Here is a 13,990-nt window from a genome sequence, read left to right on the forward strand (position 1 = left end):
TCGACCGAGTGGGCTGCAACTGAACCGTGACGGCTATCAGTCCGCACGTTCTCGAGTCGGCCAATGGCTAACGCGATCGACGACGATCTGTACCAGCGAACCAAGGCGCTGCTCGAACCGGGTGACGTTCGACTCAACGGCGCGATCGTTCACACCGAGTACGACGGCAGCGAGGACGTACAGATGATGCAGGCGACGATCGACGCGGGGGACATCATCGCCGAGCATTCCGGATACGATCCGCAGGACTGCTACGTCTACTCCGGCAACGACGACACGGACTTCTCCTCGAACCAGCACCAGGGGCTCACGCTGGAGGACGAGGCGTTCGTCTGGGAGTGCCAACAACTGCTCCGCGAGGGGAGTTTCGACATCGTCATCTACTACGAGGCGAGCGCCGACCACGAGGCGATTCTCGCGGATATCGAGGCGTTGGGCTTCGACGTGACCGGCGTCGAAGGCGAGTAGACGCGGATCGATCTCCGTTTCCAGTTATCGTACGGTACAATCAACATCGCAGACACTTTAGTGTCGTTCCGTTCTACCGTTGCGTATGGGTTCACACGTGAGCGGCGTCGGTTCCTGCATCATCGGTCTCGTCGTTTCGCTCCTCCACCTCTCACCGCCGTACGCAATCCAGCGGCTCGTCGACGGCACTTGATGGTTCCCGCAACTCGAACCGGTCGGCCAAACGCTCATCCTGTACAATTCGGTCGTCGGTGCCGCTACCTTCGTCCTCGGCGTCGTCGGCATCTTCGCGCTCGGCTACCGGGCCGGCGCTGAACTCGAGTTCAGCGCGGAATCTCGCCGGTTGGCACTGGTCGTCGGTCTCGGCGGACTGATCGGGTATGCGCTGCCGATTATCGCCCTAGTCGTCTTGTCGGTGGTCGACGGTGGAACGGCGTTGGGTGGGGTGAGCATGTCCTTATCTCTGTTGCAGATTACCGGGCAAACGATCGGATTCGGAATCCAGTCGGCGCTGATCGGCTTCGCCGGCGCGGCGTTCGCTCACTGGTCCGCGCACCCGGATCGGCACACGGCCGTCGACGTCTGAACTGGCTCCTTCCCGCCGCTCAGCGGTAGATATAAGTCACTACCCGTCAACAATTAGGACGGAAGCCATAACAGGGTACGAAAGTGCCCCGGATGGTGAAGACATCCGAGACGTGGCTTCCAATCGCGGCTGAAGCCATGATTGCGTACATTCTCACGGGATATAAACATCCCGCACGCCTGATGCATCGTCACAAACAGCGAGCAGCGGCGCTATTCACCGAGAGAACGGGACCAACGGGGTGGCAGTCGGTATGACCGACGAGTTCGCGTCGGATCGGTCGACCGCCGAAACGGACAGCGACCCGGGCAATAGTGTCGACCGAGACGACAGCGCCGGTTCGGACGGCCCACGGCGCTGTCCCCGCTGTGACACGCCCATCCTGCGGACCACCGTGATCGGCCCGACCGAGGCGATCGCCGGTCCCTGCGGCTGTCGCGTCGCCCCGCCGGTCCCCGACCGATCCGACTAAGCCACCGCGAGACGAGTTCACCGCGTCGCGGACTGCTCGCGGCGGTGAACTCGGGTCGCGGCGGCCAGCCGAGTTGTCGGCGGGTGTTCGAGACGACCACCACGATCGCCATCGAAACCACCGACACCACCGCCCAACTCGGCCCGCAATCGCGACGCGCGAACACGTGCCGAACGCCGCATCTGAACTCGACTTGAACTCGAACGCGAACGCAGGCTGTGCCCTCACTGTCGACAACGTAATGGACGGTGATTCTACCACTCGACGGAGCATCGAACCGACGTGAGCCGAAGGTATATGCGCCCCTGCCACAAATGTCAATAGTATGAATCTACCCGACCGGTTCCGCGACCTGCCGGCGTGGGCGGCGGTGCTCGCTTCCGTACTCGGGCTCGTGGTCGTCCTGACGGGGCTTTCGATGGTTCTCGGGATCGTGTTTGCGGGTATCGCCGTCGGGATGGAACTCGGGAGCCCCGCACTCGGCGTCCTCGCCGCACTGCTCGGTCTCGCCATCGTCGCCGTTCCGACCATCGCGGTCGTGCTGGCACTGAGAGGCGGTGAGGACGAACGCGAGGGCGGTCACGGTGCACGATATGATGACGCGTCCGACGATCGGGTTGCGACGCTCAGAGATCGATACACGGCCGGCGAAATCGATGACGAGACGTTCGAACAACGGGTTGATGAACTCCTTTCCGGCACGGATGCAACCGCCGCTGGGACCGAACGAGAGTCGAGCAAGCGTCGCAATCACGCCGCCGACCGTGCGGACGAGACGCGGACACCGGAACGAGAGCGGTAACTGAACCGGTACGAACACGTTCGCCAGCGGTCGTTCGATCACCCCGATTGGCTTATGCACCGCCAGTCGTGAGTACTCCATATGACATCCGACGTCGACCTCACGGACCGCGAACGGGCCGTCGTCAACGCCTTTCAGGGCGGCTTTCCCGTCGTCGAGCGGCCATTCGAACCCGCCGCAGCGGCCATGCGCGACCGCGGGGTCGACATCGACGCGACCGAACTCCTCGAAACGATTCGCGACCTGGACGACCGCGGCGTTCTCTCCCGGTTCGGCCCGCTGGTCAACGCCCAGGAGATCGGCGGCACGGCGACGCTCGTCGCGATGCACGCCCCCGAGGACCGGTTCGACGAGATCGTCGAGCGGGTCAACGACCACCGCGAGGTCGCGCACAACTACGAGCGCGAGCACCCGCACCTGAACGTCTGGTTCGTCGTCTCAGTCGCCGAGGAATCGCGTGTCGAGGAAGTGCTCGCCGCGATCGAGAACGAAACCGGACAGGAGACGTACAACCTCCCCAAACAGCACGAGTTCCGCGTCGAGGCGAAGTTCTACGTCGACGGTCCGCTCTCGCCGCACAGCGTCGGCGACTCGAGCGACGCCGGCATCGACTGCTCCGCGCTCGGCCCCGACGTGTCGATGACCGAGACGGCCGCGCTCTCCCCCGCGGCGCGCGACCTCGTCCTCGAGATTCAGGACGGCCTCCCGCTCACCGACACGCCGTACGCGGACGTGGCCGCCGCCATCGAGCAGGATCTCGAGTGGGTCCTCGAGACGACGAAGCGGTTCGAACGAGAGGGGAAGATTCGCCGCATCGGCGTCGTCCCCAACCACTACGCGCTCGGCTACACCGAGAACGGCATGACCGTCTGGAACGTCCCGGACGAACTCGTCCCCGAAGTAGGTCCCGAGATCGCCGGACTCCCCTTCGTCACCCACTGCTACGAACGCCCGCGCCACGAGGGCGTCTGGCCGTACAACTTCTTCGCGATGACCCACGGCCGCAGTGAAGCCGAGAGTCAGCGCCGTATCGAGCAGGTTCGCGAGACGATGGCCGAGTTCTGGGACGTGACCGACGAGGACTGGGACTCGCTGTTCTCGACGCAGATCCTGAAGAAGACCGGGATTCGGCTCGACGAACGCGCCGCGGCGAACACGCGCACGGAGTAACTGCACTCGATGATTCCGCTGCTTCACGACTTTACGGACGCGACGGTGCTCGTCTTCGGCGGCGGCCCCGTCGGCGCGCGGAAGGCGCGCCGGTTCGCTCGGGAAGCCGACGTGATCGTCGTCAGCCCCGCGTTCGCCGACGCGGATTTCGGCGGGGCACAGCGGTGTCGGGCCGCCCCTGACCCGGGCGACGTGGCGGACTGGATCGAGCGCGCGGCTCCCGCACTGACGGTCGCCGCGACCGACGACGAAACGGTCAACGACGCCGTCGTGGCGGCCGCGCGGGAGCGGGGCATTCTCGTCAACCGCGCGGACCGCGCCGGCGGCCGCGAGCCGGGCAGCGTCGTCGTCCCCGCGACCGTCCGCGAGGACCCCGTCGTCGTCTCCGTCGCGACCGGCGGAACCGCGCCCGCGCTCAGCAAGTACCTCCGCCAGGAACTCGAAGCGACGCTCGACGGCGCGGGCGCGATGGCGACGCTCTGCGGCGAGTTGCGGGCCGAACTCAAGGCTCGCGACGTGGCCCCGGCGCGGCGACGCGAACTCGTCACCGATGTCGTCAATTCTCCGGCCGTTTGGACAGCTTTACGTAACGCAGACCCAAAGACACGACAAGTGATCGAGGACGTGTTGGGCGAGAAGTTGCCATCTGCGGGTGATCGTTCGTGATGTCGGCCGGCGTCATCACCGCCGCCCGCGTCACCCACGGGAGCGGGAGCGTCGACGAACTTGCAGCGGCCAGTCCCGACAGTCAGCAGGACGCCGTCACCGACCTCGTCTCGGTCGACGGAATCGAGGAGGCCTACGTTCTCTCGACGTGCAACCGGGTCGAAGCCTACGTCGTCGGCACCGACGCCGCCGTCGGCCGTGCCGCACTCGCGGAACTTTTCTCCGGTATCGACGACGAGGCGCTCGTTCGTACCGACCACGACGAGAGCCTGCGCCACCTGCTCCGGGTCGCGGCCGGCCTCGAATCGGTCGTCCTCGGCGAGGACCAGATCATCGGCCAGGTCCGAACCGCCTACGAGGACGCCCGCGTCGCCGGCGGCATCGGCTCGATGCTCGAATCCGCCGTGACGAAGGCCATTCACGTCGGCGAACGCGCCCGGACCGAAACCGCGATCAACGAAGGCGTCGTCTCGCTCGGCTCCGCCGCGACGCGCCTCGCCGCCACCACGGTCTCGCTCGACGGCGCAACCGCACTCGTCGTCGGTGCCGGCGAGATGGGCCAACTCGCCGCCCGAAGCCTCGCAGATGCCGATATCGATGAACTCGTCATCGCAAACCGGACCGTCTCTCACGCCGACCACCTCGTTACCGAACTCGGCGACCGGACCGGCGCCGAAACGCGCGCCGTTCCGCTCGAATCCCTCGGTACCATCGCGACCCAGGCGGACGTGATCGTGACAGCGACCGGGAGCGACGAGCCGCTCCTCGAACGCCGGCACCTGGCTGGCGACCGGGACGCCATTACTCCGACCGACGCCGGGCGTGTCGTCGTCGACCTCGGCCAGCCCCGAGATGTCGCTCCCGCAACTGACACGCTCGAAACCATCACCGTCTACGATCTCGACGACCTCCAAACCGTTACCGAGGAAACACACGTCAAGCGGGCCGACGCCGCACGCGAAGTCGAGACCATGATCGACCGCGAGTTCGATCTGCTCTGCGACCAGTACAAACGGGCCCGCGCCGACGAGGTCATCGGTGCGATGTACGAGTCCGCAGCGCGAATCAAGGAACGCGAACTCAAGACGGCGATTTCACAGCTCGGGGACGATTCGCTGACGCCGGCACAGCGCGAGGTTATCGAGTCGATGGCGGATGCGCTGGTCAACCAGTTGCTTGCGCCCCCGACCAGAAGTTTGCGCGAGGCGGCGGCCGAGGACGACTGGAGCACGATCAATACGGCACTCCAGTTGTTCGATCCCGACTTCGGCGACGAGGAGGTGCCGTCGCTGTTCGAGAACGCACGGTCCGAAGAGCGCTCGGCGGTGCAGTTCGAGGCGACCGACGACGATTGATGTGTGGCCGGGGCATCGCGGAATCACAACGTCCCCACTGGTTTTCGGAGATCGAGTTCAATTGGGTGTCGGCATCTCGGTGTGCCCGGGATGGATCACGACGACGTGTCACGAAAACTCGCGTGGCACAATCATTATTTGATTGGCCTTCGTTCGGGCGACCATGGCTGATATCCTTTCAGACGAGGAAATCGAGGCACAGCTTCCTGCCGAGTGGGCTCAGGACGACGACGAGATCGTCCGTACGTACGAGTTCGACGACTACCTTCGGGGCGTCAATTTCGCGCAGATGGTCGGCGAAATCGCCGAATCGCAGTTCCACCATCCGGAGATCATCATCCGCTACTCCGAAGTTGAGATCCGGCTGACCTCCCACGAGGAAGGCGGCATTACGGACGACGACATCGAGATGGCGGAACTGATCGAGTCCGAGCGTAACGCCTGAACTCCTGCCAACGCTGTTTGGTTTGTGTCGTACGCGTGCGGTCGCTGGATCTCCGTACCTACCCTCCGTACCCGTATCTGTGTCTGTCCCTGCACCGATACCGAGACTCGAGAGCCGGATCTGGACCTGGACCTGGACCTGGATGAGCCGCCTGAACAGTTGAGTGGCTCCATCGTCTATCTAAACGCGATGCACGGCCAGTACGTCTTCACGGTTCGCGTTCGACTCGAACCCGCGCAGCCGGCTATCTCGCTCGAACCCGGCAGTGAAACGACGACGGTTACCGTCCGCCGTGCGGCACCCGAACCGGGAACCGATGGCTGGCGTTTCTTCCGCGACACGCTCTGGCGCGGCGAAGTTGCCGACGAGGCCCACGTCCGACGGCTCGCCGAAGACTGGCTCGATCTATCCGTTGAATCGGCCTCGTTCAGCGAACTGCGAGTCGATACGGCGTACTTCGACGCCATGAAATCGGCCATCGCGGCCGACCTCGACGCGTTCAACGCTGAGACGGTCTCCGAAGTGCTCTCGAAGTACCTCGGCTCGAGTATCAGAGTGCAGGACGCATAGCCGATCACGCTGTGGGATTCCGACCTGTCGACTGCCACCGTGTCGAATCGACGAGTCAGCAGTCGTTCACGAAATCGGTACACATTTACTCGCCACCCTCGTACGTTTGTGTCCCGATGGTCACCGAGAACGAGTTCGAAGTCGACGCTGCCTCCAGTTCCGCTTCCGCTGCCGCCTCTGCGGCCACCTCTGCATCCGCATCCGCCTCCGCATCTACATCCGCCTTCAACGCCGATGACGACTACGACTTCTGGCTTCTCGATCTCGACGGCACACTCGTCGACGTCGAGTGGTCGTACACCCGGGGCGTCTTCGACCGGGTCGGCGATCGTCTCGGCCGCGAGTTCAGCGATCAGGAAGCGGATATCCTCTGGAGCGGCCTGACCGGGTCTCGCGACCGACAGCTGCTCGAGTGGGGAGTCGATCCAGAGACGTTCTGGGAGGCCTTCCACGCGGAGGAGGACCCGTTGGTCCGCGCCGAACAGACCTATCTTCACGAAGACGCTGCGTTCGTCGCCGAACTCGACGCGCCGGTCGGGCTGGTCACGCACTGTCAGGAGTTCCTCTGTGAACCCGTCCTCGACCACGTCGGCATTCGGGACTGGTTCGATGCGCGACTGTGCTGTACCGAACAGACGGGCTGGAAGCCGGATCCGCAGCCGGTTCAGCAGGTGATGGACGACCTCGGCGTCGGGGAGAACGGCCACCTGGGCGTGCTCGCGGGCGACGGCGCAAGCGACGTGGGCGCGGCCTGGAACGCCGGTCTCGACGCCATTCACGTCGAACGGGTCGGCCACGACCGCCGTGGTCGGTGCGTCCTCGGTGACTATCGCGTCGAGTCGTTCGATGAACTCTTCTAGACGCTCAGCGGGTGAGCGGTGCAGGGGTAGTGGCGTGACATTCGAGTCCGGCTATTGTCGGAAGACGGTGCCAGTATCGGGTCCTGGGCCCGACTACGGTTGCAATTACGGCCACGACTACGATTGCGATTACGAATCCGGCTGCAATTACCACTCCAACGACGACTACGATTGTTCGACATGCTGTAACTCCTCGTTGACCAGCGTTTCGTACGCACGGCGGAACCGCTCGGAGAGCGCCTGATGGGAGATGTCGAGTTCGTCTGCTAACTCCTCCATCGAGATCCGCCGCGGAATTTCGAAGTATCCGTACTCGAGTGCCGCCTCCAGCGCCTCGTGTTGTTCGGGTGTCAGCCGCGTCTCTCCGCTTTCCGAGTCGGCAACGTCGGTGATTCGCCGGAGGTCGACATTGATCCCCATTTCCTTGAGCCGATCATAGGCCTGCGTCAGCGTCTCTCGGTTGCGGAACCGAACTCTGGCTTGCCACCAGCCGTCGGTCCCCCACATTTCGAGGAGTGACCCGCCGTCGATAAGCAATTCTTCACACAACTGGTCGGTTCCCGCTCCGTCGGTGAACTCGACGTCGAACAGTAGTCTGGAGTCCGATTCGACGAGCAGATCGTACTCGATTACGGCTGGATCCACGTCGAACGCACCCGCTGCTCGCTCTCGATCGACACCCGCAACCCAAAGGCAGGGTCGGGTCTTCGAGACCGATGACTCGAGTTCGACAGTGATCTCAGGGGCGTGCTCGAACGCGGTCACGAGGGTCGTCTCAGTGGCTGGAAGCCGAAGCTCGGCTATCGTCGACATCACGCTATGTACAGCACCATCCCCTAAAAATCGCTGTTCAGGCTACCCTGACTGTCTCGTTTGGGAACGTGCGGCCAGTTACGCGCCCTCGTTCGAGGTCTCCGCAAGCGCCGTCTCGAGTTCACGAACGCTCGCCTTCGCCGTCCGATCCGGGTTCGCAAACACTCGCACCGACTGCTCACCGAGCGGGATGAACTCGAGCGAGAGGTGATCCGCCGTCTCGCGCAGTCCGAGGGCGGCGTCGGCCTCGCCTGCAATGACCGTTCGTGCGGGGCTCTCGTGGGCGCGGAGGCCGAGGTCGTATCCGGTGATCGATTCGGCGAGTTCGCGTTGCCCCGCGCCGCGGTCATCGGCGAGTCCGGCGAGTGCCCGTTCGAGACTAACCCGAAGGCCGGAATCGCTGGTGCGGTTGACGAACTGGAGGTCGCGGTCGACCAGATCCGAGAGGCCCTCGATTTCGTCGGGGTTGCCGGGTCGGACGACCAGCCCCCACTCGCGAGTCCAGCCGCCGAGTTCGGTTGCGTCGGTGTCGCGCTCGATCGGGCCGGCGGTGACGGCCACGTCCGGAACGCCGTCGCGGAGTCGGCGGAGACCGGGACGGGAGCCGACCGGGAGGTAGCGGGGGTTCTCCAGGTGATCGAGGAGACGGTTGAGCGTCGGGTCGTCCTCGCCGACGCCGAGGAGCGTCGGCGGGCGAACATCGGGTGAGAACAACCGAACGCGGACCGATTCGCCCGCTTCGAGGTAGTCCGTTTCGGGGCCGACCTCGACGACGCCGTCGGCCTGGGCGAGGCTGGTCGTTGCGCCGCTGCCTTTGTCGACGGGATAGACGAGGGGGGTGTTGTCGCTGTCGTCCACGCTCGAGGCTGCGTCGCCGTCGCCTTCCGCGTTGGGTCCGCGTTGGACGAGACCCACGGGCATCAGGCGAAGCCGTCCCTCCCCGTAGCGTTCCTCGCGACCCATTCGACCGGTGACGGTCGCCGATTCCGGCTCGGGAACCCCCGCGGCCTCGCGGATCGCGGGTGCGACGAACGTTCGAAAGACCATCATCGCGGAGACGGGGTAGCCGGGGAGGCCGACGTACGCGGAGTCGGCTAGCCGCCCGACGAGCATCGGTTTGCCCGGTTTGACGCTGACCCCGTGAAGAAGGAGTTCGCCCTGCTCTTCGATGACCCGGTAGATGACGTCGACCGCGCTCGCGCTGGTCGACCCCGAGGAGAGCACGAGATCGCACTCCGCGGCGGCGTCTCGAAGGACGCGCTCCATTTCGTCCTGCTCGTCGCCGGCGTGGGGATAGAGGACGGCCTCCCCGCCGGCATCCTCGACGCCGGCGGCGATCGTGTAACTGTTGACGTCGTAGATCTCGCCGCGGTCGCTGTCGAGTTCGTCGCCGGGCCGGACGAGTTCGTCGCCGGTGGAGACGATGCCGACCCGCGGTTTACTGCGGACGGGGACCTCGTCGATACCCAGCGCGGAGAGGAGTCCGATGTCCCGCGGCGTGATCCGTGTGCCGGGGCCGAGCGCGCGCTCGCCGGCGGCGACGTCCGCGCCGGCGAACATGACGTTGTCGCCGGGGGCGACGGCGGTGCGGACGAGGAGGGGTGTCCGCTCGCCGTCGTTGCTGCCGGTGTTGTCGACGGTGTCGGTTCGTTCGACGGGAACCATCGCGTCCGCTCCGTCGGGCATCACCGCGCCGGTCGAGATTTCGACCGCCTGGCCGGCCTCGAGTTCGACCGCGGGTTCCTCCCCGGCGTGGACCGAGCCGACGACCTCGAGTGCGGCGGGATCGGCCTCGTCGGCCCCGAACGTGTCCCGCGCGGTGAGCGCGTAGCCGTCCAGGCTCGCTCGGTCGAAGCCCGGCACGTCGAGTTCGGCGTCGAGCCGTGCGACGAGGGTGCGGCCGCGAGCGTCCGTCAGCGGGACGCGCTCGATGCCGCCCTCGAGCGATAGCGAGTCGATCGCCTCGCGCGCCTCGGCCGGCGAGGCGAGATCGCGAAACTCCTTGCGGTTCATAGCGGTCCTTCGCGCGCGGACGGTAAAAACGTCGGTCCGTCGGTCGGTCTGTCGATCGCGGCGCTCCTTACGGATGAGATTCCCAGTTCTCCACCGCGACCGTCTCGCCCGCCGGAATCCCCTCGCGGTCGTCCGGAACGACGACCCAGCCGTCCGCGAGCGCGACGCTCGAGAGCACGCCCGACCCGCTGGCCCGCGTCGGCGTCGCGGCGACCGCGGGTTCGTCCGCGCCCGGTTCGTCGTCGCGTCGCGACAACTGAACTCGGGCGAACGTTCGCGTTCCGGGTTCGCTCGGGATCTTGCGCTCGAGACGGGCCTGGGTCGTCGGATGCGGGTCGGGATCAGTTCCCTCGAACCAACGCAGCGCCGGCCGGAGGAACTGCACGGCGTTGACGATACAGGCGACGGGATATCCCGGTAGCGCGAGGACGGGCGTGTCCTCGACGACGCCGAGACAGACCGGGTGGCCGGGCTTGAGACCGACGCCGTGGACGAGGACCTCGCCGATGTCGTCGATCACCTCCGGGAGGAGGTCGCGTTCGCCGACGGAGGAGCCGCCGGTCGTCACTACGATATCCTTCGTCAGATCGCGCTCGATGGCGACCCGCAACGAGTCGGCATCGTCGGTGACGACGCTGCGGTAGGTCGCCCGCCCGCCCCATCTGTCGACCAGCCGCGAGACGGTGAGGCCGTTCGTCTCGATAACCTCTCCCGGCCCCGGATCGCGCTCGACGAGTTCTTCGCCGGTCGGGATCACGCCGACGGTCGGCGGCCGGGAGACGGTGACCTCACGCCGGCCGACCGACCGCAGGAGGCCGAGGTCCGACGGGCGAAGCCGGTGACCCGCGTCGTAGAGGTGCTGGTTCGCGTCGACGTCCTCGCCGACCGGCGCGACGTTTTCTCCCTCGGCGACGGCGTCCGTCACCTCGAGTTCGGCCGCGGAGTCGAACTCGTCGACGTGTTCGATCATCACGACGGCGTCGGCGCCGTCGGGGAGGGCGCTGCCGGTGTGGACGCGAGCGGCGGTTCCGGGCGTAACGGTCGCAGTCGGTGCGGTTCCATCGTCGCCCCCGCTACCATCAGCGTCGTCGGCGACGCGGAGCAGTTCGGGCGAGCGGTCGCTGGAACCGAAGGTGTCCGCGGCGCGGACGGCGTAGCCGTCCATCGCGGCGCGCTCGTAGTGGGGGACGTTCCGATCGGCCGTGATGGGGGTTGCAAGCACTCGGCCGTCGGCGGTTTCGAGGGGAACCTGTTCCGTCCCGGTGAGCGGCCCGTCACCGTCCTGGCGCGCCGCGACGGCTTCCCTGAGCGTCTCCGTGGCCTCGTCGACCGGGATCCGGACCTTGAACCCGGCCGTCGTGCGATCGTGATCGGCTCCGTTCATACTCGAACGCGGGTTGCGGGACGGCAAAAGCGTAGGGGACGACGCGGTCGTCACGGCTCCGGCGCTACCGATTTCGATCCTGGGTTCGGATCTGGACCGGCGCCCTGGACGCCGCTCGCGCGATGACCGCTACCGCGGGCTTTTTCGTATCGGCGTTCGAACCTGTATCTATGCCAGCGCTCCGCGACGCCCTGCGGGATCTCACCGAGGACGTCTTCTTCGATCTGCTCGAGAGCGACGAGGCGTATCTGCTCGTTCTTGACGTGCCGGGAATCACGGCTGATTCGCTCAGTTGGGCGGTCGAAGACGGTCGTCTCTCGATCACCGGGCAACGCGCGAAAGCCGTTCCGGACGACTATCACTATCTCGAGGAGAACCGCTCGCTGTTCCTCGATGTCGACCTGCCGGTTCCCGACGAGGTCCGTGCGGCCGATGTCGAGGCGAACGCGGTCGTCGAGCGTGGCGTCCTGGAGTTGACCCTTCCCAAAAGCGAACCGGGGAGCGAAGAGACCACGATCGACATTATCGAGACGAATACTGCGGAGGATGAGAACGGAGAGTCCGCCTCAGAGGCTGACGCAGGGACACCGTCGAATAGCACCACCGATACTGATACCGATACCGACACAGACACCGACATCGACACCAATACCGACACGGATACCGGCACTAACCCGAGGTGACCGAGACTGGTCTCCCTCCGTGCGTACAAACGGTTCGTCCTCGTCGCCTGGCAGTTCCTGCCCCTGCTCCTCGCGTATGCACGAGACCGCCACCGATTCCTCCTCTTTGGCCGCTCCCGGTCGGTCGCCCCCGAAACGCGCCGCCATCGGGCGTCCATCCTCCTCGAGTCGCTCCTGACGCTCGGGCCAACGTTCATCAAACTCGGCCAGTTGCTCTCGACCCGCCCCGACGTGCTCCCGCCCGAGTACATCGACGAACTCGCCGCACTGCAGGACGAAGTCCCGCCCGCAGAGTGGGAGAAAGCCCGTGCAGTTATCGAGGCCGAACTCGGACCGGTCGACGAACAGTTCGACTCCTTCGACACGGCGGCGATAAGCGGTGCGAGCCTCGGACAGGTCTATCGGGCGCAACTTCATTCGGAAACGGTCGCCGCCCGCGACGACGACGTTCGCGAGGTCGCGGTCAAGGTCCGCCGCCCCGACATCGAAGAACTGGTCGAAGCCGACCTGCGCGTGATCCGCTGGTCGCTGCCGCTCATCCTGTTCTTCGTCGACGAATCTCGGGCCTTCTCGCTCGAAAACCTCGCCGACGAGTTCTCGAAGACGATCCGCGAGGAGATGGATTACGAGCGCGAAGCCGAGATGCTCGCGGAGATCCGCGGCAACTTCGCCGGCGACGACCGCTACCGGATTCCCGCCGTCATCGAGAGTCACTCCGAGCCGCGAGTGCTGACGATGGAACGCATTCCAGGGACGAAGATCAACGACGTCGCTGAACTCGAGCGGAAGGGAATCGACCGCAGCACGATCGCGGAAAATCTCCAGTGGGCGTACATGCAGATGATCATGGACGACGGCGTCTTTCACGCCGATCCGCATCCGGGCAACCTCGCGGTGACCGACGAGGGGCGGATCGTCTTCTACGACTTCGGCATGTCCGGCCGGGTCGACGACTTCGTCCGGGAGAAGATCATCGAGTTCTACATCGCCGTCGCCAACCAGGATATCGACGGCATTCTCGACGCGCTGATCGAGATCGGCACGCTCTCTCCCGATGCGGATCGCGGCGTGATGGCCGAAGTGATGGAGATCGCGATCCAGGACGCCCGCGGCGAAGACGTCGAACAGTATCGCGTCAACCAGATCGTCGGTCAGATCGAGGACTCGATCTACGTGTTTCCGTTCCGGTTGCCGAAGAACCTCGCGCTCGTCCTGCGAGTCGCGACCGTCGTGGAGGGCGTCTGCGTCACCCTCGATGAGGATTTCGACTTCATCGAGACCGCGACTGACTACCTCACCGAACAAGGGTATCGCGAGGAAACCGCCCGGCAGTACGCCGCCGAAACCGCGGGTCAGATCCGTCGGAGCGGTGAGTCACTGACCCGGATCGCCCCGAAGGTCGAGCGGACGCTCGATCGACTCGACCGGGACGATCTGTACGTTCGCGTCGGTGTCGAGGATTCGGGTAACGTCTTCGATCAACTCGCAAAGCAGCTGATCTACGGCATGTTGTTGACGATGGCGCTGTTCTCGATGGGCGTCCTCTATGCTCTCGAAGCCCCGTGGGCTGCAGTCGTCGCTGCGATCTTCGCGTTCGTGCTTTCGATCCAACTCTATCGGACGTTCCGCGAGTCACGGTCCATTCAAGCAAAACCGCAGTTTACCAGGCAGAACCTCCGACAGCGCCAGCGTGAGAAGTGACG

Annotated in this window: 15 protein-coding genes; 12 read left to right on the forward strand and 3 right to left on the reverse strand. The window is 65.3% G+C overall.

What is annotated here, in order from left to right; translation table 11 throughout:
• Positions 1-63 precede the first annotated feature (63 nt).
• From C481_RS05155 to C481_RS05205, 10 genes are all read left to right on the forward strand, one after another.
• Positions 64-468, forward strand: coding sequence for a DUF5778 family protein (locus tag C481_RS05155; protein ID WP_006108065.1), 405 nt, complete (start codon positions 64-66; stop codon positions 466-468).
• Between the two features lie 451 nt (positions 469-919).
• On the forward strand, positions 920-1,054 hold the full coding sequence (locus C481_RS22915) for a hypothetical protein (protein ID WP_275040056.1): 135 nt from the start codon (positions 920-922) through the stop codon (positions 1,052-1,054).
• Between the two features lie 253 nt (positions 1,055-1,307).
• Positions 1,308-1,526 carry a hypothetical protein gene (locus C481_RS05165; protein WP_006108067.1) on the forward strand — a complete coding sequence of 73 codons (219 nt, stop codon included), beginning with the start codon at positions 1,308-1,310 and terminating at the stop codon, positions 1,524-1,526.
• 325 nt (positions 1,527-1,851) lie between these two features.
• Positions 1,852-2,328 carry an SHOCT domain-containing protein gene (locus C481_RS05175; RefSeq protein WP_006108069.1) on the forward strand — a complete coding sequence of 159 codons (477 nt, stop codon included), beginning with the start codon at positions 1,852-1,854 and terminating at the stop codon, positions 2,326-2,328.
• A gap of 81 nt (positions 2,329-2,409) precedes the next feature.
• Positions 2,410-3,498: a siroheme decarboxylase subunit beta gene (gene ahbB / locus C481_RS05180; RefSeq protein ID WP_006108070.1), complete on the forward strand. Its 1,089-nt coding sequence runs from the start codon at positions 2,410-2,412 to the stop codon at positions 3,496-3,498.
• Positions 3,499-3,507: 9 nt separating this feature from the next.
• On the forward strand, positions 3,508-4,164 hold the full coding sequence (locus C481_RS05185) for a precorrin-2 dehydrogenase/sirohydrochlorin ferrochelatase family protein (RefSeq protein WP_006108071.1): 657 nt from the start codon (positions 3,508-3,510) through the stop codon (positions 4,162-4,164).
• A complete protein-coding gene (gene hemA, locus C481_RS05190; RefSeq protein ID WP_049904445.1) occupies positions 4,161-5,519 on the forward strand; it encodes a glutamyl-tRNA reductase in 1,359 nt (452 codons plus the stop codon). The genes C481_RS05185 and hemA overlap by 4 nt, the downstream gene beginning before the upstream one ends.
• Before the next feature lie 163 nt (positions 5,520-5,682).
• Complete coding sequence (locus C481_RS05195) at positions 5,683-5,964, forward strand: 4a-hydroxytetrahydrobiopterin dehydratase (protein WP_006108073.1); 282 nt, start codon at positions 5,683-5,685, stop codon at positions 5,962-5,964.
• Positions 5,965-6,153: 189 nt separating this feature from the next.
• A complete protein-coding gene (gene lwrS, locus C481_RS05200; RefSeq protein ID WP_006108074.1) occupies positions 6,154-6,534 on the forward strand; it encodes an LWR-salt protein in 381 nt (126 codons plus the stop codon).
• Positions 6,535-6,650: 116 nt separating this feature from the next.
• On the forward strand, positions 6,651-7,394 hold the full coding sequence (locus tag C481_RS05205) for an HAD family hydrolase (protein ID WP_006108075.1): 744 nt from the start codon (positions 6,651-6,653) through the stop codon (positions 7,392-7,394).
• A gap of 165 nt (positions 7,395-7,559) precedes the next feature.
• Here C481_RS05205 and C481_RS05210 read toward each other — a convergent pair whose 3' ends face one another.
• The 3 genes from C481_RS05210 to C481_RS05220 all read right to left on the reverse strand — a co-directional run bounded on the left by C481_RS05210 (position 7,560) and on the right by C481_RS05220 (position 11,604).
• Positions 7,560-8,207 (reverse strand): helix-turn-helix domain-containing protein, encoded by a 648-nt coding sequence (locus tag C481_RS05210; RefSeq protein WP_006108076.1) that lies wholly within the window; start codon positions 8,205-8,207, stop codon positions 7,560-7,562.
• A 78-nt stretch (positions 8,208-8,285) separates the two neighbouring features.
• Entirely contained in the window at positions 8,286-10,220 is a 1,935-nt protein-coding gene (locus C481_RS05215; protein WP_006108077.1) for a molybdopterin biosynthesis protein, read from the reverse strand.
• Positions 10,221-10,287: 67 nt separating this feature from the next.
• The gene (locus tag C481_RS05220; RefSeq protein WP_006108078.1) at positions 10,288-11,604 is read right to left on the reverse strand and encodes a molybdopterin molybdotransferase MoeA; all 1,317 of its coding nucleotides are present in this window, start codon (positions 11,602-11,604) and stop codon (positions 10,288-10,290) included.
• Positions 11,605-11,774: 170 nt separating this feature from the next.
• On the opposite strand from C481_RS05220, the gene C481_RS05225 reads away from it, so the two are divergent.
• Both C481_RS05225 and C481_RS05230 read left to right on the forward strand, forming a co-directional pair.
• Positions 11,775-12,287, forward strand: coding sequence for an Hsp20/alpha crystallin family protein (locus C481_RS05225; RefSeq protein WP_006108079.1), 513 nt, complete (start codon positions 11,775-11,777; stop codon positions 12,285-12,287).
• Between the two features lie 63 nt (positions 12,288-12,350).
• The gene (locus C481_RS05230) at positions 12,351-13,988 is read left to right on the forward strand and encodes an ABC1 kinase family protein (RefSeq protein WP_049904446.1); all 1,638 of its coding nucleotides are present in this window, start codon (positions 12,351-12,353) and stop codon (positions 13,986-13,988) included.
• Positions 13,989-13,990: the final 2 nt, after the last annotated feature.

The organism is Natrialba asiatica DSM 12278 (assembly GCF_000337555.1).
GTDB lineage: Archaea > Halobacteriota > Halobacteria > Halobacteriales > Natrialbaceae > Natrialba > Natrialba asiatica.